This is a genomic window from Ignatzschineria sp. F8392 (genome assembly GCF_002252045.1).
Classification (GTDB): Bacteria; Pseudomonadota; Gammaproteobacteria; order Cardiobacteriales; family Wohlfahrtiimonadaceae; genus Ignatzschineria.
Genome location: NZ_NEFF01000001.1, coordinates 949,642 through 972,322 on the forward strand (window position 1 = coordinate 949,642; position 22,681 = coordinate 972,322).

A 22,681-nucleotide genomic window follows, 5' to 3' on the forward strand; every position below is an offset into this window, starting at 1 on the left:
CAGAATAGATTAAAATAAGAGCCTTTATTCTATTGATACTCAATATTTATATTGTACTCATTCGAGGTAGTGCATGGATTGGCAGCAGGTTATCTTCCAGTTTTTAGGTGGTTTGGGTCTATTTCTTTTTTCTATTAAGTATATGGGGGATGGGCTACAAAAGTCAGCTGGCAATCGACTACGCTCCATTCTAGACCGCTTTACGACAAACCCTTTTATGGGGATCTTAGCGGGTATCTTTGTGACTGTTTTGATTCAGTCAAGCTCCGGGACAACGGTGATTACTGTTGGATTAGTGAGTGCCGGCTTGATGACATTACGTCAAGCGATCGGCGTGATTATGGGGGCTAATATTGGGACAACGGTGACCGCCTTTATTATCGGGATCGATATCGGAGAATATGCCTATCCCATTCTTCTGACCGGTGCGGTTATGCTCTTCTTCTTTAAGTCGGCAAAGATCCAAAACTTAGGACAGATCTTCTTCGGCTTTGGTGGTCTTTTTATCGGGCTCGATCTAATGAGTAGCGGCCTTTCTCCACTTCGTCATCTTCCACTCTTTACCGATCTGATCTTAGAGATGAGCCATAGCCCGATCTTAAGTGTCTTTGTGGGAACGGTATTCACCTTAATTGTACAATCATCAAGTGCGACGATAGGGATCTTGCAAGGCTTATATGCAGAGAATTTAATCTCGTTAGAGGCGGCATTACCGGTTCTATTTGGGGATAATATTGGAACAACGATTACTGCTGTTCTTGCGGCGATTGGTGCTAATATTGTGGCAAAACGAGCAGCTGCAATTCATGTTCTCTTCAATGTCTCCGGTGCTATTATCTTTCTGCTCTTTTTAGGGCTCTTTACCCACTTTATTGTCTGGGTAACAGGCGCTCTTCATCTTGAGGCGAAGATGCAGATTGCATTTGCCCATGGAACGTTCAACATTGTCAATACCTTGATTCAGCTCCCCTTTATTGGTGCTTGGGCTTATCTTGTCACGAAGTTATTGCCGGAGCGGGAGAAGCAGAAAGAGAAGATTGCGCTCTATCTTGATGAAACACTTATTGAAAAATCGCCCTCTATCGCAATAGGACAGGCAAAAAAAGAGGTGATTCATATGGGAAATCTCAGCTTAGATGGTCTTCGTACTGCTTATACCTATCTTAAGAATAATAATCCCGATGAAGCAGTCTTTGCCAATATGTTGGAGAAGAATATTAATCAGCTCGATGAGGAGATCACTAAATATTTAGTAAAGATTTTCCCTCACTCAATCTCTCCTCGTGATTCAAATGAGCTACAAGCGCTTCTCAATTTAGTCTGTGATATTGAGCGTATCGGTGATCACTCTGAAAATATTATAGAGCAGATCAACTATATGAATGAGCGCAATATCGTTTTAAGTGATGATGCAAGGAATGAGGTTTATGAGATGTTTGAATTGACAATCAACTCAGTAGCGCTCTCGATAGAAGCGTTAGAGAAGGGGGATCTAAGCAAAGCACGTCACGTTTATGAATTAGAAGATCAGATCGATGAGATGGAGCGTTATCTTCGTAAGCAACATATCCATCGCCTTAATCATGGTGATTGTACACCTAAATCGGGCTTAACTTATACCGATCTTCTCTCTAATCTTGAACGTATCGGTGATCATGCTCATAACGTTGCAGAGATGCTTTTAGATAAGGCGCAGATTAGAAAATAGATTGATGGTGTAATTATAAATATACCGCTAGATATAGCGGTAGGTATTTTTACCTATTAGAGAAGTTAGAAAAGTTAAAAAAGGCTCTTTATCAGAGCCTTTTGTTTGCATCATTTTTACATTAATTTTTTACATTAATTTTGTATCTTGTTTTTGTATCTTGTTGCATGGATGAATGATTATGGTAAAGATAAAGATCGTATTGCTCTGATCTTATTAGCCCAATAAGAGCGAGTCATCTTCTACTTTATCGCCTCTTGTCTGTTCAAAGAGCATCAATAGATCAGAGATGGTGAGCTCTTTGCGCATCTCTCCTGAAACATCGAGAACAATCTCACCTTGATGTAACATCACGGTGCGATTGCCAAGGGAGAGGGCCTGCTGCATTGAGTGCGTTACCATCAATGTCGTGAGGCGATTTTTACTAACAATCTCTTCCGTGAGCTTTAAGACAAAAGCTGCGGTTTTAGGGTCGAGGGCGGCGGTATGCTCATCAAGTAGTAAGATCTTCGATGGTTGTAGAGAAGCCATAAGAAGGCTAATCGCTTGTCGTTGCCCCCCAGAAAGAAGCCCCATACTATCTTCAAGACGATTCTCAAGGCCGAGTTTTAGGGTAGAGAGATGTTGCCGGAAAATCTCTCTTCGTTCTTGATTAATTGCCGGGGAGAGCCGAAAAGAGGGTGCGCCACGATCATAGGCGAGCGCTAAATTCTCTTCGATTGTCAGGCTTTCACAGGTGCCGGTCATAGGATCTTGGAAGACGCGGGCAACTAACCGCGCCCGCTCTGATACTGTTTTTTTAGTGACATCTTCATCATTGATAAAGACTTTGCCGGCAGTTGTTGCCGCGTTACCACTGATAACGTTTAAGAGGGTCGATTTCCCGGCACCATTTGTACCGATAACGGTGACAAACTCCCCTTCACGAATGGTGAGATTGACCTTCTTAAGGGCAATATTCTCTAACGGTGTATGTTCATTAAAGATCACTTGAACATTTTCTAAACGCATCATAATTATCGTCTCCCTCTTAGTTTCTTAAATTTGCCCTTTATTTGGGGTAGGACCAGTGCAATAACGACCAATGTTGAGGTAATAAAGTTTAGATCTTGTGCGCCCACCCCAATTTTTTGTAATGGTTCGCTATGAAGCGCCAGTGCGATAAAGAGACGATAGAGTAGAGCACCTAAAATAACCGCTGTGGTGATCCAAAACATCTTTTTTGAAGTGATAAAGGTTTCGCCAATAATCACAGCTGCTAAACCGATAACGATTGTTCCCACACCAATAGAGATATCAGCACCCCCTTGTGTCTGTACATAGAGAGAGCCTCCTAAAGCAATGAGCGCGTTAGAGATCATCATGCCGAGATAGGTGGTTAAATTGGTGTTGATTCCCTGTGCTTGCGACATCTTGATATTTGCACCGGTTGCTCTTGTTGCAAGTCCTGTACGGCTTCTAAAGAAGAGATCGAGTAGGAGTTTGCCGGCAACAACAAAGAGAAGAATAATCAGCGGTTTTACCCAAAATTGATTACTATAATCCTCATTGATAAATGGGGTGATAACGGTAGGTTCCCAAATTAAGGGTAGATTCGGTGCGCCCATAATTCGTAAGTTGACAGAGTAGAGGGCAATCATCACTAAGATACTTGCAAGAAGTTGCATAATCTTTAAGGAGACATGTAACCAAGCCGTCACAAAACCTGCAGCCGCGCCGGCAAGTGTCCCAAAGAGCGTTGCAAGCCATGGATTGACCCCAGCGATAATAGAGACAGCGCAGACAGCACCGCCTAAAGGAAAACTTCCATCTGCGGTTAGATCAGGAAAGTTGAGTATTCTAAATGAGATCAGAACGCCTAAAGCGACTAATCCGTAGATTAAGCCCACCTCTAAGGCGCCGAAAAGCGAAATAATCGACATTAAAACTCCATATTAAAAAGATCGATATAAGAAAGAGAGCGCTCATAAGAGAGAGCTGATGAGATATTCGCATCTCTCCTAAAGCGCTATTTAAGTTACTCAATCACCTTAACGGCAGCATCGATCACTTCAGGAGGAAGGGTTACACCTTGCTGTGCTGCTGCTTTTAAGTTGACATAGAGCTCAGTATTTTGTGGCTTTTCTGAGGGGATATCGCCGGGCTTTTCACCATTTAAGATACGAACAACCATCTTGCCGGTTTGGCGACCCATGCCATAGTAATCTCCACCTAAAGCGGCAACAGCACCACGCTCAGCCGATGAAGTATCTGAAGCGATAAGTGGAATCTTTGTCTGAACAGCTGCTTGATACATCGATTCATACGCTGAGACAACATTGTTATCGGTACTGGTATAGATCACATCAACACGATCTTGTAAGCTCTTCACCGCGGTAGAGATATCGGTTGTTCTTTGGGCAGGTGCCGGCACAACACGAATATTTTGCGGCGTTAAGATCTCTTGGAGCTGCTCTAAGACGATTGTGGAGTTAACCTCGCCGGGGCTATAGACAAAACCGATACTTTTAACTTCTGGAATAATGGTTTTAATAAGCTCTACTTGTGGTTCTAATGGAAGATGGTCGGAGACGCCTGTGACATTGCCTCCCGTAGCTTCCCAACTACGAACAAGATTTGCGGCGACAGGGTCAGTCACTGCGGTATAGACAATTGGAACCGTTCTCGTTGAAGCAAGAAGCGCTTGCGCACTAGGGGTTCCAATTCCGACAGCCACATCGGGATGATCGCCGGCATATTTTTTAGCAATTTGCGCCGCGGTTGCACTATTACCTTGTGCGCTTTGGAATTGGATTTTAAGATTTTTTCCCTCTTTGTAGCCCGCATCTTTAAGCTCATCAATAATTCCTTGGCGAGCCTGATCAAGCGCCGGATGCTCTACAATTGCGGTAATTGCCACATGTTTGGGCTTCTCAGCAACGGCGAATGTACCGATCGAGAGCGGTAATACTAAAGAGAGCATTTGTAACACTTTTCTTCTATTCATTATTTCAATATCCTCATTTTCTCTGATTGTTAATCGTCAATTTTTGATTGTTAATTACTAATTACTAATTACTAATTACTAATGAGTCACTAGTAACCAATCATTGATCATTAATCGTATTTGTTAAATATTATTTTTAACTACCTTATCTTGATACTTTTATCTTGATACTTTTAAGATTTTGATAGAACTTCTCATCCCTCCCATTCCTCCCATTCTTCCCATATTTCTGTTAAATCATCTATTGAAATCATGGACACTTGAAGTTTCTAACTATAGGAGATCACTCGAAAAAAGTTCAATACTTTGAACATAACACAAAACAATTTATCTGGATAGTAACTGTTCAATAGAATGTTTCAATCTTGCCATTTTCAGGGGGATGAGAAAGGGTGCTATACTCGATAGAGGTATTATTAATATATAATTTCATAGAATCGTTTTATACGCTCGATGAGACGCAATAGGTTTTGTCGATTTGTAGGGTTATAAAATTGTTGATCTTATGAGGATATGATTCATCAGAGTAGATTAGGAGAGAGAATGTTAAATTGTAAAGATGGGATGTGTGAAGCAACGCCGCATCAGAAGCAAGAGGGCGTTCCTAGAGCGCTTGCAGAGAGAGGCCGGCATATCATCTATGTGAATGATCCGATGTGTTCATGGTGTTATGGAATCTCAGAGATCGTGACGGGACTCCAAGCTTATTGTGATAAGAAGGGGATAGGCTTTGAGATGATGGTGGGCGGACTTCGCTCTGGTGGTCCTGAAAGTTGGAGCGCTGCGCAACGACAATATCTACGAGAGGTCTGGAGTAGAATCACCAGAGTGACGGAGCAATCTTTTAACTTTAAGATTTTAGATCTTGAATATTTTGATTATGATACAACGCCGAGCTGCCGGGCGATTGTTGTCGCTAAAACATTATTGCCGGCAGATAATGGGCGAAGTTTAGTGCAATTTCTCCATGAATTGCAGAAGAAGTTTTATCTCAGAGGGGAAGATCCCAAAGAAGTCGATTTTTATCGTTCGATCTGTGAGCAGTTTAAAATCGATTTTGAGCAATTTACGATCCTTTTTCTCTCCGATGAGATAAAAGAGGAGACCTTAAGAGAATTTAATTGGTGTGCCGCGCATGATGCGACACTTTTTCCCACATTTCTCTGGATCGATGGTGGGGATATTCGTCGCTTAGCTTCGGGGTATACCTCTTTAGATCGGTTAGTCCGTCGAATTCCTATTATCGAAGCAGAAGAGCAGGGAGCGGAGATTAGGCCTTAAAATGCAAGAAGGCTTAAGAAGACTCTAGGATTGAATAATCCTGTCGAGATCAACTTAAGCCCTCGCTATTTATACTCTATTTGTACTCCATTTATACTCTTTTGAGGCTCTATTAGTGCTCTATTTTGCGTTCTACGCTTTACGCTCTATTTTATATGCAAAATATCGCCACTTGAGAGTGGAGCATCGATCCTTAATTGACGGCAATTCCGGTATTCGCTTTTACACGAATCTCATTATAGATCGCTGTCGCCTCTGCTTGATTGCACTTTTTAGCACCGATCAGCGTTCCTACATAGCCGGCGATAAAGCCTAATGGAATGGTGATAATGGCCGGCACAGCAAGATCGACTAGCGGTGAGCCGACAAAGATCGCCGCTCCCGGTGTTTCAGACCAGATGTTAGGCCCCATCATTCCGAGAATGAGGCAGGAGATGACGCCTGTTGAAATCGCTGTGACAGCACCTGTTGAGTTAAACTTACGCCAGTAGATGGTGTAGAGAATAACCGGTAGATTGCCTGAAGCGCCAATACAGAAAGCGAAGGAGACGAGGAAGGAGACATTAAGATTTTGGGCAAAGAGCGCCAGAAAGATAGAGAGTACCGCAATACCGATTGATCCTGCACGCGCAGCGGCAACTTGCTGTCTAACGGTCAATTTACCGCCCTTAATAATCTCACCATAGATATCGTGAGAGATCGCCGACGCTCCTGTTAATACTAAGCCAGAGACAACGGCTAAAATGGTGGCAAAGGCAACTGCACTGATAAAGGACATTAAGACATCGCCACCTAGATAGTGAGCGAGCAGAGGAGCTGCGGTATTACCCGCTTTATTTTCTGCCATAATATTCTCTAGGCCAACAAATTGTAGCGCGCCAAACCCTAAGAAGATGGTGAGTGAGAAGAAGATCGTTGTAATCCAGGTTGTCCAGGAGATCGATGCTCTTGCCGTCTTTGCATCTCGAACGGTAAAGAAGCGCATTAAGATATGGGGAAGCCCTGAAGTACCTAAGACCAATGCCATCATCATTGAGACAGAGTCGAGTGGGCTTGAGTATTTAATGCCGGGAACTAAAAACTTCTCTCCATGCTCTTTAGCAATCGTATCGAACATATTGGTAATGGAGTAATCAAACTTAATAAAGACCATTGCTGCTAAGAGTCCAGTTCCAAAGAGCAGAAGGAAAGCTTTAATAATCTGTACCCAAGAGGTTGCCGTCATGCCTCCAAAGAGAACATAGCTCGTCATCATCACCCCAACAATCATCACCGCAATCCAATACTCAATTCCAAAGAGCAGTTTGATGAGTGCGCCGGCACCCACAAGTTGTGCAATCATATAGAGGATCACAATCACAATGGTTCCTGAAGCGGCAACACCCCGAACCCGCTTCTCATTAAAGCGAGCAGTGAGCATGTCGGCAAGGGTATATTTTCCTAAGTTTCGCATCGGTTCAGCAATCAAGTAGAGCAGTACCAAGTTAGCGACAACATAGCCGATCGAGAAGAAAAATCCATCAAATCCCGTTAGAGCAATAGCGCCAGAAACACCTAAAAAAGCAGCGGCAGAGAGATAATCCCCGGCGATAGCAAAACCATTTTGCCAGCCTTTAAGGCCACCACCGGCGGTATAGAAATCGCTGGCTGAAGAGGTTCGCTTAGCCGCAAAATAGGTAACAACTAAAGTTAAGCCCACAATGGCTAAAAAGAAGGAGACAGAGACCATATTCATCTTAATGTCCTCCTCTTGTTGCTTGATACTCAGCGATTAAACGTGCAGAGAGCTTATCGAAATGAGTCGCCTTTCGGATATAGAGCGTGCAGAGAATAATCGTCATCAAGAAAAGGAGCGCCGAATAGATCCAAACGCCGGTAATTGCACCAATGACAGGTATTTGTAATATCGGTTGAAAAGCCAAAATTGGCAGTAAAATATAGATAAATAGAAAGATGCCCGTAATCGTAAAGAGAAAACGGTTCTTCTGCCGAACAAATTGGTGAAAGCTCTCCATCGATTCGATGGTGTTATAGTCGTCCCTTGTTAAGGGTTCTTTTTGTAGATCTATCATCTGATCCATACTTTATTCCTCCTAGTGGTTATGGATATCGCGATCTACTCTGTAATCTTTCTCTTCTTCTTATTTTCTACTTAATTATTATAGTTGTTGTATTTATAGTTATTATTCTGTTTTTATTATTATGTTGTTTGTTGACTTTCGCTTTAACTACATTTTAAATTTGTGAGTAAATTAATGTCTGTTTATATATTGTTTATATATTTTTAATTATTAATCGATGATTGCCTAATAGTACTACCCCAATTCTTATCTCAATGTCAAATAATTAAGCAAAAAGGAATTAAGTAAAGGGGGTGTAAAGTCAGAATTGAAAATAGAAAAAAGCTACTATCGAGTGATCTCAATAGTAGCTCTTAATGAGTAAGGGACTATTCTTTAAAAGTTTAAACTTTTCAGCTTTTAGGTTTTAAATTTTTAAAAACCGATTTAAAAGGACTCTAGATCCACTCAGTAGGGGCGGCCATCGCGAAAAGCTTCGATCTTTTTATTGGTATCATATTGCGATAGTGCGTAAACAGCCCAAAGTGCTGCCGGAATCCAACCAATCAAGGTAAATTGAAGGATCAGGCAGACAATTCCCGCCAGCGGACGACCGATAGTGAAGAAGACTAAAAATGGGATAAAGATGGCAATTAATAGACGCATAATCGTACTCTCTTTCTTTTAATAAACATCATGAAAATGATATGAAAATAAATATATCCCTAGATTATATACCCTATAGCGCCACTATACAGCTTTTTCTATAAATTTTAGGGGGAGTCTGCCAATCAGTTTCCACCTTTAACCTAAGGGCATCTATGCTATACTTTCGGAAATTATTGGGAGAGGAAGGATCACAATTTAAGAATTATTTTGTGAACCTAGATCATCGTTGAAATCGATTCATTTAACATTCATTTAGGATAACTTGATAGATGAAAGTATTAATTGTAGGTAAAGGTGGCCGTGAGCATGCGCTTGCGTGGAAGAGTAAGAAGAGCCCATTAGTCTCTGAAGTTTTTGTCGCTCCCGGCAATGCCGGAATGAAAGAGGATGCAACATTAGTTGCACTTTCAGAAACTGATCCTATCGCACTTGCTGATTTTGCAGAAAAAGAGGGGATTGATCTGACGATTATTGGCCCTGAAGCGAGTCTTGTTGCCGGTGTTGCGGATGAGTTTAAGCGCCGAGATCTACTTGTTTGGGGACCTGATAAAGCGGCGGCTCAGATCGAGGGTAGTAAAGATTTCTCCAAAAAGATGATGGTGAAATATGGTGCGCCAACAGCACATTCTGAGAGCTTTACCGATAGCGAAATGGCGAAAGCTTATGTAGGAGAGATCGGTCTTCCCATTGTGATTAAAGCAGATGGTTTAGTCGCAGGAAAAGGGGTCGTTATTCCAGAGAATATGGAAGAGGCTCTAACAACAATTGATGATATGCTCGAAGGCAATAAGTTTGGTGAAGCGGGCAGCTGCATCTTAATTGAAGAGATGTTAGTGGGCGAAGAGTTCTCATTGATGTGCTTTGTCCATAATGGTGTTGTTATTCCTATGGTGATGGCGCAAGATCATAAGCGTGCTTATGATAATGATGAAGGCCCTAATACCGGCGGAATGGGTGCTTATGCGCCAACCTTTGGTGCCGATAGCCCAGAAGTTTCGGAAGCTGTTGCTAAAATTATGCAACCGATTGTCGATGGCTTGAGCAGTGAGGGAATGCCATATACCGGATTTCTCTATGGTGGGCTCTTCCGCACAGCAGAAGGTTTTAAAGTAATTGAATTTAATGCTCGCTTTGGCGATCCAGAGGCGCAAATTATTCTCCCACTTTTAGAGAGTGATCTGATTGAGATTATCCATAATCTTTTAACGGAGAAGCCTTTGCCGGAAATTAAGTGGCGTCCACAATATGCGATCGGCGTTGTGCTTGCTTCTGAAGGTTATCCCGATCATCCCAATATTGGCCATCCATTGAAAAAATTGAACCTTAATGGTGAAGATGAATTGATTTTCTATGCCGGCGTTAGGGAAGAGAATGGCGCGTTGTTGAGTGATGGCGGCCGTATCCTTCTCAATGTTGCTATAGCAGATGATTTTAAAAGCGCTTATGAGAAAGCATATCGCAATATGAAAGCATTAGAAGTTCCCCATACTTTCTATCGCTCCGATATTGGGCATAAGCAGTTTAATCGCCAATAATTGATATTGATCGATCAATATTGAAATCAATATGAGAGAGAGATCTCGGTTAAAGAGCCTCTTCTTCGGGAGAGGCTTTTTTGTGTAAAAAAGAAGCAAAAGTTAGCGATTTTTGTGTCAAGTTATTGTATAAATATTATGAAGATAATTTTATCTCTTCTAAATAGGTGAGCTATATCAATCTTTTTAACTTTCTTAAAGGGTATGAATTCTCAGCTTTTTAGAGGCGAGTCTTGCAAATTGCGCATGAAAAGCCTCTCTTCATCAATTTTAGGTTATCAAGAAACGAAGTTAAAGGGATGGATCGATCGATACTACTTATGAAAAAGATATTTTTTAAGGAGATTTAATCGCCTATTTTGTTGTGCGAAATTTGTGCAGCTTTTAAGGTTGAAAAGTGCAAAACCATGAGAAATCATTGATTTTGTGTTACTATTTTTGCGTCAAATTAAAAAATCTCTATTAAAACTAAGGGCATAGGGCTCTTAGGAAAGACTCTCCACTAGAGGGAGAGAAAGGATGTTAAAAACAGATGGTAGCAACAAATATTAGAGGAAAATTGCCAGATAAAGAGGGCGATCAACACGGTGAAAATGGTGGTCTATTTTCATCGCTTCATCTCCCCGTCTTTATTAGCGCAAATATTATCATTTTTGCCATTATTGCATTAGCGCTTTTTCTGCCAGATGCTCCGGCATTCTTTAGTGGGGCGCTCGGTTGGATTACCGAAAATCTTGGTTGGTACTACCTACTTGCAGTAGGGATCATATTAATCGCATTTATCTTTGTCGCATTGAGCCGTTATGGAACCATTAAGTTAGGGCCTGACCATTCTGAGCCGACCTATAGCGATCGTAGTTGGTTCGCGATGCTCTTCTCAACGGGGATGGGGATCGGAATCATGTTCTTCGGGGTTGCAGAGCCGTTACTCCATTATCTCAATCCTCCTGTCGGTACACCTGAAACGATTGAAGCTGCAAAATCAGCAATGAATATCACCTTCTTCCATTGGGGTATTCATGCATGGGCGATCTATGGTATCGTCGGTCTTATCTTGGCTTACTTTAGCTTTAGAATGAATCTCCCATTAGCAGTGCGTTCAGCACTCTATCCGATGATCGGTGATCGTATCTATGGTCGCTGGGGAGATGCTATCGATACTTTTGCGGTGATCGGTACAGTCTTTGGGGTTGCAACAACGCTCGGTTTCGGGGTAATGCAGATCAATACAGGTCTAAACTACCTATTCCCCGCAATTCCTGTTGCATCGCCAACACAAGTGATCTTAATTATTATCACAACTGCTTGTGCGACGCTTTCAGTCTCAATGGGATTAGATAAGGGAATCAAGATCCTTTCGGAGCTCAATCTTGTTTTAGCCTTTGCTTTAGTGCTCTTTATCTTCCTCTTTGGAGGTAAAGTACTCTTCCTTTTAGAAGTATTAATGCAAAATATTGGCCAATATTTCTCATCAATCTTCAATAGCACATTCAATATGTATAGCTATGAAGCGGCTTCATCACCTGCGATGAAGGAGCAGATCGAAGGTTGGTTAGGGGGCTGGACAATCTCCTATTGGGGTTGGTGGATTGCTTGGTCACCATTTGTGGGGATGTTTATTGCGAAGATCTCACGTGGTCGTACCATTCGTAACTTCGTCGGTGGCGTTCTCTTAATTCCAGCAGGATTTACCTTCTTCTGGATGACAACATTTGGTAACTCCGCGATCGACATGATTGCATCAGATGGTGTTACCGAACTTAAAGAGACACTTTTAGGTCCCGATGGTAGCTCTAAAGCGCTCTTTGCCTTTATTAGCCATTTCCCTGTAGCAGAAGCCGTTCAGACAATTATTCCGGCAGAGTGGATTCGCGGAACGATCTCCTTTATTGCTGTCATGATGGTTGCGGTCTTCTTTGTGACCAGTGCTGACTCGGGTGCTTTAGTGATGGATATGTTAGCAAGTAAGAAAGATGTGGCAGTTACACCACTCTGGCAGCGTATCTTCTGGGGTTCAATTACTGGTTTAATTGCTATTGTTCTGCTTCTTAATGGTGGTTTAGGATCACTACAAGCGGTCTCGACTATGAGTGCGTTCCCCTTTAGTATTGTGATTTTGATCTCAGTCTATGGGCTCTTTAAAGCACTTCGTATGGACTTTGGTAAGATCGATATTCGTAATAAAGCGAATATGTATGTTCAACCGAGTACTCGAGATTCTGGTGGTTGGCAGAAACGTCTACGTAATGTGACGGTCTATCCGCGTCGTGATAATGTCTTACGCTTTATGGAGCTAGTTGTTGTTCCCGCCTTTGAAGAGGTTAAATTAGAATTTATCAAGCAAGGTTTACCTGTTAACCTTCATTTAGAAGAGGAAGGGGATATCTCTCTTGAGATCGATCATGGTGATAATGCAAACTTTATCTATCGTGTTAAAGCGAAACATTATCTCAAACCAAGTTTTACACTGCTTGATGAGGAATCAGATCAAGAGAATCAGAAATATTTCCGCGCGGAAGTCTATCTTGATGATGGAAGTAAGGGATATGACATTATGGGATATACCAAAGAAAATATTATGAATGATATTGTTGACCAATACACAAGTCATCACTACTTCATACAGAACTTTGAGGTCCCTTCAGATTATGATGTAGGCTCAAACCCTAACGAATCATAATCGATACTCTAGAGTATGATAAGGAGCGTAGCTTATTAAAGTTACGCTCTTTTTTTAACGCTTTTTTATCAATTAGCGGTGACTGAAACAGAAGCAACAGGGGCTGAACGCTGCCGGATCTTACTATCGCGTACTTCCAGAGATTACGCGCCGGCAGGACGGCAATCTTATTACTCGTAAGAAAGATTATTTTAAAGATACTATTTCCGACATTATTTTCCGACATTATTAATGTTTAATCACGGGCATGCTAAATTGCGGGCATACGGGGGTGAAAAGAGCGAGATGGTCGGCTCCCGCCCCTCAACGAATCATCTTAAGAATGATTAATCGAGATTAATTGAGATTAATTGAAGTTAATTGAAGCGAAGAGAGCTGTTGAGTTGCCGGAGGTCATTACTGTATGCATTTTTATAGGGGTATTAGCTATCTTCTCGCAATACTTTAAGAATTAAACTGATAATGATAGCGATAATACCACCGATAAAGGTCTCGATAATGCGATCTATCAATAGTTCAACCTTTGGAGGATGATCCCAATACATACCTAACTCAACAAGTACCAAGCTATAACAGGTAACGCCGAGCGTGACGATAAGATAACTCTGTTTAAAGCAGATGGGGAGAAGAAAAGCGAAAAAGAAGAGAAGAGCGACCATGATATAGAGTCTGTTGATCGGGATATGGAGGGATATCTGAAAGAGAATAAAGAGTGCGATTACGGCAATCACACTTCCCCAGAAGCGTAACCAAGTATTATGAATAACGGTCATTGCTTTGGGCGGCATCACCATTAAGAATGTGATTGTTGCCCAATAATTTTTTTCGATTCCTAACATTTGAGGAATAATCAGGCTTAAAAATAATCCTGAACTATAGATAAAAGCTCGCGGGATAAGATTCGTATCGAGCCGGAAGAGGTCATGGGTAAAGATCCCCTGTTTAAAGGCTTCAAGATCGATCTCTTTTCGTAGAAGATAGTGGGAGATAAGCAGTGCCGAGAGCGTACCGATCGCACCACCAATCGCGAGTTGACTATCTGCTATCGGTAGAGCAGTACCGATTGTTGCAAAAATAATGACAAAGCGAATTGCTCGATCAAAGACAGGATCTCTTCCAAAAAGGTAGTAGTAGAAGTAGCTAATAATAAAGAGAAAGAGATAGAACTTCCAAGTGAGATGAAATAGTTGACCAATATAGCTACTGCTGAAGATCAATATGATCCACAATGCCACATAGAGAAGATTGCTCCGATCAGGTTTAGCATTGTAGAGCGCATAGGTACAGAGCACCGAAAATGAAGTCCAGGCGATTGCCGCATGTAGACCAATAAATTGTGCGGCAATCAGGGCGCTGATAGCCATGCTAAAGACAAAGACGAAGCTGTCTCGAAAAGAGATTTTTTTGGGCAGATTGGCAGGGGATTGTGACATATTTATAAGCTCCAGAAAACTGCTTTATCTAATCGGAATAAGCCGGCAATATTGATCCAGCCATAGAGTTAAATTCCGCACATTAGTGTATCACTGATCTATAGAAAAAATCTTGATCGATTCAATATGCTTTGGGGTTAATGATGTTAATGGTGTCAAAGGTGTTAGTGGTGCGTTGATGAGATCTAGTTGTTGATAGATAAAATCAGTCTCATGGGTGATCTTCCCACCATCGATAATACGCTTTAAGAGCGGCTTAGGCGTCTCAAATTGAGGTAAGGGGAGATCAAGCTTTTTAGCCATCGCTTGATAATAGCTCTTACGTTCGAGATGAAGCGGGGTAACAAGATTATAGATTCTATCGATTATCTCAATCTCTTTGGGGTTCTTATCATTGTCTCTCTCTTGTTGCGCGATAAGTGTCGCAATAGCGCTTAAGAGATCTTCAATGTGGAGTAAGTTGATCGCATCATAGGGAGATTTAATCTCTTCTCGCCCGGCAAGAGAGAAGATAGGATGGCGACCATTGCCGATAAGCCCCCCTAAACGAAGAATGGTACTTGGAATCTTGCTGCTGCGGATCACTCTCTCGGCAGTTAGAATTGCTTTTGCATTTTGAGTTTGGGGAAGTGCAGGGATCTCTTCATGGATTAACCCACTGGTTGCGCCATAGAGCGAGGTAGAACTTAAAAAGAGAAGCTCACGTGCTTGGTAAATCTCTGCTAGCTCAATGATTCTCCCGATCATCTCACCATAGGTGGGTGTTATTGTTTGCTGGGAAGCCTCTTGATCTGTCGTTTTTTTGTTTTCCCACTTTTCTTTTTTATTGCCTATGAAGGGGGAGGGCGGGATCGTAATGATAATGGTTCGATCCTGAAAATAGGACTCCATTTGTGATTGAGTCTCTTCTTGAAAGAGTTCTCTTTCAGAGAGCGCTTTTAATTGTAAACTTCCTGAATAAGTGCTAGTTGCCGCCTTAATTTCCCGCTCTAATTGAGATGGAATCTCTCGTTTTGTTGCTATCACATCCGCCCCATGAAATGTTAATAATTGAGCTAATGGCAGTCCTGCCCAACCGGCACCAATAATGAGAATCTGTTGATTATTTAAACGATTATTCATCTATTTTCCTTACAATTGCATCTAAAATTAATCTATATCAATTGACATAGAGCAAAGAGTGAAGAGAAAGATGATCTCTGCTATAGTCAAAAGGAGAGAGTAGCTCAAGAAAGAGATAGCTTTTCAGAAACTTAAAGATCCCGACGCTTGAGAATCTATTGAATTATCTCTATTGATTTCTTCTGTTAGTGTAAGCGATTTAGGTCAATAGAGATAATCGAATAGATCAGTTAAGGGATATTGATCATCTCGAGGTTTCTTTAGGGCAGGCGGTATAGGGTTCTGCTTTGAAGTTCTACTATCAATGGACAATCAGATGATTGCACCTCTGCTACAAGTGATGAGTGGTTTAGCAATTTTATTTCGCTACTTAATCTTATATTGAGTATCACTCTACTCCCCTTAAATGATCTACAAGATTGTGGTGCGATTAGCGTGCCGTCATTTTAAAGTCATTGATGAATTTTAAGGGGGTTCATAATGAAAAACAGTAATCTATTACATAATAAAGAGGGAAATGCCGGCAGTGATTGGCGCCGTTTTCTACTATTGATGATTGTTATCTTACCGCTCCTCGCATTCTGTCTTATTGGTGCTTATGGGTTAGGCGTTTGGATTATGCAGCTGCTCTTCTGGGGACCACCGGCATAAGCAGATGCTATAGAGCGATCAGACAGTCAGTGATCTTATTTTGACTCATCATTACAACATCAACCTACTTATCAACTGCAGCATTATCGCTGCAATAGTTTTTGTTATCCACTTTTCGCTATCTAATTATTAGCATTAGCGATTTTCGTAGATATGATTTTCGCAGATATGATTTTGTTTACTGTTATCTGTTATTGAATGGGCGTATCTATCAATTCAAGATATACAAAGATGATGATTAATAGTGATGAGAGATGAGATCCCACAGATAATTAGATTAAGGGATATTAATTATGGGAATATTTAGACGATTAAAAGAGATGCTCTACAATCTCTTTTTAAAGCCGAGCATGCGTATAGGGCTCGGTGTTTTAGTAACCGGCGGATTTATTGCCGGCATTATCTTCTGGAATGCTTTCGATGCGGGTTTAAAGGCAACAAACTCAGAGGCATTCTGTATTAGCTGCCACACAATGGCAGATAATGTCTATCCAGAACTTCAGCAGACCGTTCACTTCCGAAATCGTACCGGCGTTCGAGCATACTGCTCTGATTGCCATGTCCCCCATAACTTTACCGATAAGATTGCCCGAAAAGTACAGGCAAGTCGTGAAGTTTGGGCTCATTTAACGGGTGATATTGGTACAAGAGAGAAGTTCTTAGATAAGCGTTTAGTACTTGCGCAGCGAGAGTGGGACCGCATGAATGCTAATGGTTCCAAAGAGTGTCGAGCATGTCATGATTATGAACATATGGCTTTTGAAAAGATGGATATTATGGCGGAGATGGAGATGCGAGGAGCTGCAAGTCGTAATACCAGCTGTATCGAGTGTCATAAAGGTATTGCCCATCAGCTCCCTGTTGTTGAGAGTATCCGCAATGAAGATCTCGATAAACTCTTAGCTTCTGCGAATAAGGTCTCAACTAGCGTCAATCATGAGTACTACAACGTTTTACCACAGACTCTTTATCTCGATGAATCCTTAAGTGAACCTATTGGAACACTTGAAGTAGCAACAGAAGTTCGCATTATCGATCAGAAAGGGGATGCAGAGCAGATTGAATATGAGTTATGGCGTAAAAATAAGGGGTATGGGCGCGTTCTCTATGGTGCTTACAGCCTCAATATGGTGAGTGCTATTTTAGATAAAGAGGTTGCACAAAATAGTGAGTTTAATATTGTTGAAACAAAAGAAGATCCTTTAACAGGTCTTGAATGGCAGAAGGTGAAGGGAACCGCTTGGATTGAGAAAGGGGGCTTGATGTCCGATATTACCCCTATTTGGGAAGTTGCCAATGCAAGCTATACCAAAGGTTGTAGTACTTGTCATATCCAACCCGATACTGAGCATTACGATACCAATACCTGGCCAGGCTTATTTGCCGGAATGGTGGGCTTTACCAATATGGATGAAGATACCTCCAAAGTGGTCTTAAAGTATCTCCAGCTACACTCGATGGATTTTAAAAACAATCAGAGTGCGCGTTAATCTCTCTTAACGCATGGTTATCGCTAGAGTATCGAACGTTATTCAAGAAATATTCAAGAAATATTAAAGAAGATATAGGTGAAGAAGTGAGTCGGCTCAATCGACCTGATCTATTCAACTGATTAAACTGATCGAATCGATTGGATCTAGAGAAGTTAAAACAGCCGACTTACAACATATTTCATCTATCGAAAAAGGATTAAAATATGAGTTATCAAACAGATAGATCTCGCCGGGGATTTTTAAAGATGGCATCATTGATCGCAGGTGGGTCATTGGTAGCGCCGGCATTGATGGCAGAATCTCTACTTCATACTAAAAAGCCCACAGATGTGGATATTGAGACTTTAACAGAGTGGCGTATCTCGGGCGCACACTGGGGAGCATTCCGCGCTAAAGTTGTCGCGAATCGCCTTGTTGAGGTAGAGCCTTTTGAATTTGACCGTTATCCTACAAGAATTTTAGATGCGGTACCTGGGATTATCTATAGCCCGGCGCGCGTACGCTATCCTTTAGTGCGTCTCGATTGGTATAAGCATCGCCATAAGAGCGATACGAGCCAACGGGGTGATAATCGCTTTATTCGCGTCAGTTGGGATGAGGCGCTCGATCTGATCTATGAATCATTAGAGCGAATTCAGACCCAGTTTGGACCTTGGGCACTTCATACCGGAAATGTGGGATGGCGCTCTGTAGGTCAGGTGCATAGTTGCGGAAATCATATGCTTCGCGCAATTGCGATGCATGGTAATAGTGTCGGGACTGCAGGAGATTACTCAACCGGTGCCGGGCAGGTCATTATGCCCTATATCCTCGGCTCAACAGAGGTCTACTCACAAGGAACCTCTTGGGATATTATTCTCGAAGAGAGTGATGTGATTGTGATCTGGGGTTCTGATCTAGTGAAGAACCTACAGGTGGGTTGGAATACAGAGACTCATGAAGCTTATGGATATCTCGAGCAGCTTAAAGAGAAGGTTGCAGATGGAGAGATTCGTGTGATCTGTATCGATCCGGTCAAGAGCATGACGGCAAATTATCTCAATGCTGAGCATCTCTATGTCAATCCAATGACAGACCTTGCAGTGATGATGGGAATCGCCCATACGCTCTGGAAAGAGGATCTCTATGATAAAGAGTTCCTAGAGACCTACACCTTAGGTTTTGATGAGTTTCTCCCATATCTAAAAGGGGAGACGGAAGATATGGTGGAGAAGACGCCTGAGTGGGCGGAATCGATCTCTGGGGTGCCGGCAGATACCATCCGTGAGCTTGCGCGTACAATGGCGCAAAATCGCACACAATTGATGATCGGATGGGCATTACAGCGTCAACAACATGGAGAACAACCTTACTGGATGGCGGCTATTGTTGCTGCGATGCTAGGGCAGATCGGTCTTCCAGGTGGTGGTATCAGCTACTCGCATCACTATAGCTCTGTGGGAGTCTCTTCATCAGGAGCTTCAATGCCGGGAGCATTTCCTCTCAATCTCGACTTTGGCCGTGAGCCAAAATATAAGAGCACCGACTATAAAGGATACTCCAACTTTATTCCGGTTTCGCGTGTTGTCGATGCACTCTTAGAGCCGGGTAAAGAGATCAATTATAATGGTAATAAGATTAAGTTAGCGCCCTATAAGATGGCGATCTTTTCTGGTGCAAATCAGTGGCATCGTCAGCAAGATCGTAACAAGATGAAGCGGGCCTATCGCAACTTAGAGACCGTTGTTGCGGTCGATTATGCTTGGACAGCAACTTGTCGCTTTGCTGATATTGTGCTGCCGGCCTGTACTCCTTATGAGCGAAATGACCTCGATGTTTACGGCACCTATAGTAACCGCGGTATTATTGCGATGCATAAGTTGATCGATCCGCTCTACTATTCGAAGAGTGATTTTGATATTTGGCGTGAATTTAGTAAGCGACTCAATCGCGAAAAAGAGTATACGCAAAATCGTAATGAGATGCAGTGGATTGAGAAGATCTATATGGATTGTTATAACGAAAACTATCCAAAAGGCTTCTATATGCCCTCATTTAGAGAGTTCTGGGAGCGTGGCTACGTTCTATTCCCTGAAGGAAAGCCTTGGGTTCGTCATGCAGCCTTTAGAGAAGACCCTGAAGTTAATGCGCTAGGAACACCTTCTGGCTTTATTGAGATCTATAGCCGAACGATTGCGAGCTATGGTTATGAGGATTGTAAAGGGCATCCGATTTGGATGGAGAAAGCGGAACGTTCCCATGGTGGGCCGAAGTCAGATCGTTATCCGCTCTGGTTACAATCGGCGCATCCGGACAATCGTCTCCACTCACAAGGGTGTGAAGCGACAAAGATGCGTGAAAGTTATGCGATCGCCGATCGAGAACCTGTTTTTATTAGCCCAATTGATGCTGAGAAGCGGGGGATTAAGCATGGTGATCTCGTTCGAGTCTTCAATGATCGAGGTCAATTGCTTGCAGGAGCAAATGTTAATAATAACTTCCCGGAAGGCGTTGTAAGAATCTTTGAGGGCGCATGGTATTCACCACTTGATGAGACAATCGGCTCGATCGATACTTATGGTGACCCTAATACCTTGACGATGGATGTGGGAACCTCAAGTCTCTCGCAAGCACCAAGTGCTAATACCTGTCTTGTTGAGATTGAGAAGTTTGTTGGCGTTGCGCCGGCACCGACAGGATTCCATGGTCCTACAGTCGTCGATATTGAAGGGAATGAGACGGTAGAGGTATAGCCTAAATCGGCTTGAGAGCGTAACATAGAGTATTGATAGTTAGCGTATAGTAATTAGCATATAGTAATTAGCGTATAGCAAAGAGATGCGTTGTAGTGAGTCTGCTACAGCGCATCTTGATTATTGAGTTGAGATAGATAACAGATAGGATTAGCTATGAGTGAAATAAGAGCCATCATCAATGAAGCGGCGGTCGTTGCGAAAATGAGAGGGGAGACCTATCAATGGTTTGCCCGAATCTTTGCGAATGAATTAACCGAGAGTGATGTAACGCTCTATCAGGAAGGGGCACTCAATACACTACTAGCGCTCTTTAGTGAGATCGGTTTAGCACTAGAAGTTGATCAGGTAAAATCCGCGATTGATCGATTCTCTGAGATTGAGCATGTAGAGGTAGAATTGCGTGCTGATTTTGCAAGCTGTTTTCTCTTAGATGATCAAAGTGGAGCGATTCCTTACGCCTCTCTCTATTTAGGAGATGGCGATATGATGTATGCCGAAGCGGAGCGTAAGATGCGAGAACTGCTTTCAAAGAGTGGCTTAGCAATTTTAGACTCATTTAAGGAGCCTTCTGATCATTTAGCAATCTATCTGGCACTATTACAAAAATGGTGTGAGCAATTAGTAAGAGATCTAGAGGCGCAGGATGAAGATAGCACGCTCTTAAAGAGTGAATATATTGCGCAGCAGACCTTTCTACAAGAGGGATTACTACTTTGGGTACCTCTTTGGAATGAACGACTACAGCGAGTGACTAACTGTCGTTGCACCTTCTATAGTGCGATGGGATCACTTTTAGTAGCTTATCTTTTAGCCGATAATGATTATTTAACTGCTGAAATTGAGCGATTGATTGCGCTTGATGTATAGCAGAATATCTCCCTTTTTGTTAAGGTTATCGGGTTATTGATTATTTCTCCGCTTTTGAGCGATTTAGGAGCCTTTTTATGATTAAAAAAATTACTCTCTCCATTCCAGAAATTAGCTGCTCTCATTGTACAAGTAGTATTGATGCTGCCTTACGAGAATTAGATGGTATTAAGTCGGTAGAATCGAGTGTTGAGAAGAGAGAGACTACAGTAGAGTTTGCTTCGGAGATTATCTCTGAAGGCGCTATTATTGAGATCATTGATGATATCGGCTTTGCCGCAGAGGTTATTTCTCGATAAAGATCTTAAACCGGCATGTCAGCCGTCAGCAGATTAAAAGAAAACCAGCGACATAATCGCTGGTTTTTTTATCTCTTTAGTACCTCATATAAATACTTCATATAAGTATTTTATATAAGTAATCTATATAAGTTGAGAAAATAGAGCTTCAATTACTCAAATATTTTTAGGAAGTTTTGCAGTAAGGTCTGGAAGAAAGAGCGGCTGTGATGGCTACTCCATTGAATTCCATTTGCATTACAGCTCTCCGTGATAAAGGGATTATCATTTCCCTGAATATCAAGAATAATCTCATTTCGCTCACACTCCCAAGAAGTGGGTGGGAAGGTCAGATGCCATTTCTGCATAAGATTCATCTCACGGCTAGTGAAAGGAACATTGTAACGATCATTCATGTAGAGATAGGTGCGTGCAATCATTCCTTTAACCTCATCACGAGGAAGAACCTGTCGCTTCTTAAAATCAGTTCTAAATTGGCAAGCGCCATATTGATTAAATTGGGGCGTTAATTCGGCAAAGCTAAAGTTAGAGCGATCGGCATTGATCTCACCGACAGCGGGTTGCAAGTTGTGCATATCCCCCTCCATCATCTTAAAGAGGGTATTTTCATCCACATCACCCACTTTACAGCCACTACGACCACCATCTTTCCAACACTGCATGTTTTTACCAAAGGCATGTGCCGGAACCACATGTTCCCACTCAATACGATTCGCACGCTCTGGATTATTACGAATCACGTAACCGCAGCTGGCAAGATCAACAACGCCGCTCTGATTGTTGAAGGTAAAATCACAGCCACAATAGAACTCTTCTTGATCAGGATAGGCTTTGTAGATCTTAACAAGCTCTCTCTTTGCCTGCTCAAAGCTGGTGACCTTACTGCTCTTATCAGTGATCAGTCCATCGCCATAGAAGTATTGAAATAGACCAATTGCCGCAAGTGCAACAATTCCTAAAATCCACTGTTTAGGATTACGTTTCTTAAAACTCTTTTTAATAACTTTTTCGATCGACTTGTTAAAACCTGGGCGCATAATATAACTCTTGATTCCCTTGAGGAGTGAAATTGATCTAGTACTAGATCTTAAAAGTGAGGGCGCATTATACTGCTATTTGTCCATTTTGTGAAAAGAGTGGGGAATAAACCGCTATTATTGAG

18 protein-coding genes are annotated in these 22,681 nt (G+C 42.0%); 9 read left to right on the forward strand and 9 right to left on the reverse strand.

Going from position 1 to position 22,681, the window contains the following annotated elements; genetic code table 11:
• Positions 1–73 precede the first annotated feature (73 nt).
• The gene (locus tag B9T19_RS04155) at positions 74–1,708 is read left to right on the forward strand and encodes a Na/Pi cotransporter family protein (RefSeq protein WP_094567308.1); all 1,635 of its coding nucleotides are present in this window, start codon (positions 74–76) and stop codon (positions 1,706–1,708) included.
• Positions 1,709–1,924: 216 nt separating this feature from the next.
• Here the strand turns inward: B9T19_RS04155 and B9T19_RS04160 are convergent, their stop codons facing one another.
• The 3 genes from B9T19_RS04160 to B9T19_RS04170 all read right to left on the reverse strand — a co-directional run bounded on the left by B9T19_RS04160 (position 1,925) and on the right by B9T19_RS04170 (position 4,670).
• On the reverse strand, positions 1,925–2,722 hold the full coding sequence (locus B9T19_RS04160; protein WP_094567309.1) for an ABC transporter ATP-binding protein: 798 nt from the start codon (positions 2,720–2,722) through the stop codon (positions 1,925–1,927).
• A 2-nt stretch (positions 2,723–2,724) separates the two neighbouring features.
• Complete coding sequence (locus B9T19_RS04165) at positions 2,725–3,630, reverse strand: ABC transporter permease (RefSeq protein WP_094567310.1); 906 nt, start codon at positions 3,628–3,630, stop codon at positions 2,725–2,727.
• Positions 3,631–3,725: 95 nt separating this feature from the next.
• Positions 3,726–4,670: an ABC transporter substrate-binding protein gene (locus tag B9T19_RS04170; RefSeq protein WP_233146791.1), complete on the reverse strand. Its 945-nt coding sequence runs from the start codon at positions 4,668–4,670 to the stop codon at positions 3,726–3,728.
• Between the two features lie 567 nt (positions 4,671–5,237).
• Here B9T19_RS04170 and B9T19_RS04175 point away from each other — a divergent pair.
• Positions 5,238–5,975 (forward strand): DsbA family protein, encoded by a 738-nt coding sequence (locus B9T19_RS04175; RefSeq protein WP_094567312.1) that lies wholly within the window; start codon positions 5,238–5,240, stop codon positions 5,973–5,975.
• Between the two features lie 193 nt (positions 5,976–6,168).
• Here the strand turns inward: B9T19_RS04175 and B9T19_RS04180 are convergent, their stop codons facing one another.
• The 3 genes from B9T19_RS04180 to B9T19_RS04190 all read right to left on the reverse strand — a co-directional run bounded on the left by B9T19_RS04180 (position 6,169) and on the right by B9T19_RS04190 (position 8,701).
• Positions 6,169–7,710, reverse strand: coding sequence for a cation acetate symporter (locus tag B9T19_RS04180; protein ID WP_094567313.1), 1,542 nt, complete (start codon positions 7,708–7,710; stop codon positions 6,169–6,171).
• 1 nt (position 7,711) lies between these two features.
• A complete protein-coding gene (locus tag B9T19_RS04185) occupies positions 7,712–8,056 on the reverse strand; it encodes a DUF485 domain-containing protein (protein ID WP_304441074.1) in 345 nt (114 codons plus the stop codon).
• Between the two features lie 447 nt (positions 8,057–8,503).
• A complete protein-coding gene (locus B9T19_RS04190; protein WP_094567314.1) occupies positions 8,504–8,701 on the reverse strand; it encodes a YqaE/Pmp3 family membrane protein in 198 nt (65 codons plus the stop codon).
• A 272-nt stretch (positions 8,702–8,973) separates the two neighbouring features.
• Between B9T19_RS04190 and purD the strand changes: the two genes are divergently transcribed.
• Together purD and B9T19_RS04200 are read left to right on the forward strand one after the other, a co-directional pair.
• On the forward strand, positions 8,974–10,239 hold the full coding sequence (gene purD / locus B9T19_RS04195; protein ID WP_094567315.1) for a phosphoribosylamine--glycine ligase: 1,266 nt from the start codon (positions 8,974–8,976) through the stop codon (positions 10,237–10,239).
• A 532-nt stretch (positions 10,240–10,771) separates the two neighbouring features.
• Positions 10,772–12,919 carry a BCCT family transporter gene (locus B9T19_RS04200; protein ID WP_094567316.1) on the forward strand — a complete coding sequence of 716 codons (2,148 nt, stop codon included), beginning with the start codon at positions 10,772–10,774 and terminating at the stop codon, positions 12,917–12,919.
• Between the two features lie 422 nt (positions 12,920–13,341).
• Here the strand turns inward: B9T19_RS04200 and B9T19_RS04205 are convergent, their stop codons facing one another.
• On the reverse strand, positions 13,342–14,352 hold the full coding sequence (locus tag B9T19_RS04205; protein ID WP_094567317.1) for an FUSC family protein: 1,011 nt from the start codon (positions 14,350–14,352) through the stop codon (positions 13,342–13,344).
• A 90-nt stretch (positions 14,353–14,442) separates the two neighbouring features.
• Positions 14,443–15,474, reverse strand: a complete 1,032-nt coding sequence (locus B9T19_RS04210; protein ID WP_094567318.1) for a hypothetical protein — start codon at positions 15,472–15,474, stop codon at positions 14,443–14,445.
• A 480-nt stretch (positions 15,475–15,954) separates the two neighbouring features.
• On the opposite strand from B9T19_RS04210, the gene B9T19_RS04215 reads away from it, so the two are divergent.
• From B9T19_RS04215 to B9T19_RS04235, 5 genes are all read left to right on the forward strand, one after another.
• A complete protein-coding gene (locus B9T19_RS04215; RefSeq protein ID WP_094567319.1) occupies positions 15,955–16,125 on the forward strand; it encodes a hypothetical protein in 171 nt (56 codons plus the stop codon).
• Positions 16,126–16,418: 293 nt separating this feature from the next.
• Positions 16,419–17,615, forward strand: a complete 1,197-nt coding sequence (torC, locus tag B9T19_RS04220) for a pentaheme c-type cytochrome TorC (RefSeq protein ID WP_198959032.1) — start codon at positions 16,419–16,421, stop codon at positions 17,613–17,615.
• A gap of 206 nt (positions 17,616–17,821) precedes the next feature.
• Positions 17,822–20,350 carry a trimethylamine-N-oxide reductase TorA gene (gene torA / locus B9T19_RS04225; protein WP_094567320.1) on the forward strand — a complete coding sequence of 843 codons (2,529 nt, stop codon included), beginning with the start codon at positions 17,822–17,824 and terminating at the stop codon, positions 20,348–20,350.
• Positions 20,351–20,506: 156 nt separating this feature from the next.
• Positions 20,507–21,220, forward strand: a complete 714-nt coding sequence (gene torD / locus B9T19_RS04230) for a molecular chaperone TorD (RefSeq protein WP_094567321.1) — start codon at positions 20,507–20,509, stop codon at positions 21,218–21,220.
• Between the two features lie 77 nt (positions 21,221–21,297).
• Positions 21,298–21,519, forward strand: coding sequence for a heavy-metal-associated domain-containing protein (locus B9T19_RS04235; protein WP_094567322.1), 222 nt, complete (start codon positions 21,298–21,300; stop codon positions 21,517–21,519).
• A gap of 152 nt (positions 21,520–21,671) precedes the next feature.
• On the opposite strand, the gene B9T19_RS04240 is transcribed toward B9T19_RS04235, so the two are convergent.
• The gene (locus B9T19_RS04240; protein ID WP_094567323.1) at positions 21,672–22,556 is read right to left on the reverse strand and encodes an endonuclease; all 885 of its coding nucleotides are present in this window, start codon (positions 22,554–22,556) and stop codon (positions 21,672–21,674) included.
• Positions 22,557–22,681: the final 125 nt, after the last annotated feature.

Excerpts from the sequence above, each read along its gene's own strand:
- B9T19_RS04155 (WP_094567308.1), top strand. The coding sequence starts at position 74 with ATGGATTGGCAGCAGGTTATCTTCCAGTTTTTAGGTGGTTTGGGTCTA.
- B9T19_RS04160 (WP_094567309.1), bottom strand. The coding sequence starts at position 2,722 with ATGATGCGTTTAGAAAATGTTCAAGTGATCTTTAATGAACATACACCG.
- B9T19_RS04165 (WP_094567310.1), bottom strand. The coding sequence starts at position 3,630 with ATGTCGATTATTTCGCTTTTCGGCGCCTTAGAGGTGGGCTTAATCTAC.
- B9T19_RS04170 (WP_233146791.1), bottom strand. The coding sequence starts at position 4,670 with ATGCTCTCTTTAGTATTACCGCTCTCGATCGGTACATTCGCCGTTGCT.
- B9T19_RS04175 (WP_094567312.1), top strand. The coding sequence starts at position 5,238 with ATGTTAAATTGTAAAGATGGGATGTGTGAAGCAACGCCGCATCAGAAG.
- B9T19_RS04180 (WP_094567313.1), bottom strand. The coding sequence starts at position 7,710 with ATGAATATGGTCTCTGTCTCCTTCTTTTTAGCCATTGTGGGCTTAACT.
- B9T19_RS04185 (WP_304441074.1), bottom strand. The coding sequence starts at position 8,056 with ATGGATCAGATGATAGATCTACAAAAAGAACCCTTAACAAGGGACGAC.
- B9T19_RS04190 (WP_094567314.1), bottom strand. The coding sequence starts at position 8,701 with ATGCGTCTATTAATTGCCATCTTTATCCCATTTTTAGTCTTCTTCACT.
- purD (WP_094567315.1), top strand. The coding sequence starts at position 8,974 with ATGAAAGTATTAATTGTAGGTAAAGGTGGCCGTGAGCATGCGCTTGCG.
- B9T19_RS04200 (WP_094567316.1), top strand. The coding sequence starts at position 10,772 with ATGGTAGCAACAAATATTAGAGGAAAATTGCCAGATAAAGAGGGCGAT.
- B9T19_RS04205 (WP_094567317.1), bottom strand. The coding sequence starts at position 14,352 with ATGTCACAATCCCCTGCCAATCTGCCCAAAAAAATCTCTTTTCGAGAC.
- B9T19_RS04210 (WP_094567318.1), bottom strand. The coding sequence starts at position 15,474 with ATGAATAATCGTTTAAATAATCAACAGATTCTCATTATTGGTGCCGGT.
- B9T19_RS04215 (WP_094567319.1), top strand. The coding sequence starts at position 15,955 with ATGAAAAACAGTAATCTATTACATAATAAAGAGGGAAATGCCGGCAGT.
- torC (WP_198959032.1), top strand. The coding sequence starts at position 16,419 with ATGGGAATATTTAGACGATTAAAAGAGATGCTCTACAATCTCTTTTTA.
- torA (WP_094567320.1), top strand. The coding sequence starts at position 17,822 with ATGAGTTATCAAACAGATAGATCTCGCCGGGGATTTTTAAAGATGGCA.
- torD (WP_094567321.1), top strand. The coding sequence starts at position 20,507 with ATGAGTGAAATAAGAGCCATCATCAATGAAGCGGCGGTCGTTGCGAAA.
- B9T19_RS04235 (WP_094567322.1), top strand. The coding sequence starts at position 21,298 with ATGATTAAAAAAATTACTCTCTCCATTCCAGAAATTAGCTGCTCTCAT.
- B9T19_RS04240 (WP_094567323.1), bottom strand. The coding sequence starts at position 22,556 with ATGCGCCCAGGTTTTAACAAGTCGATCGAAAAAGTTATTAAAAAGAGT.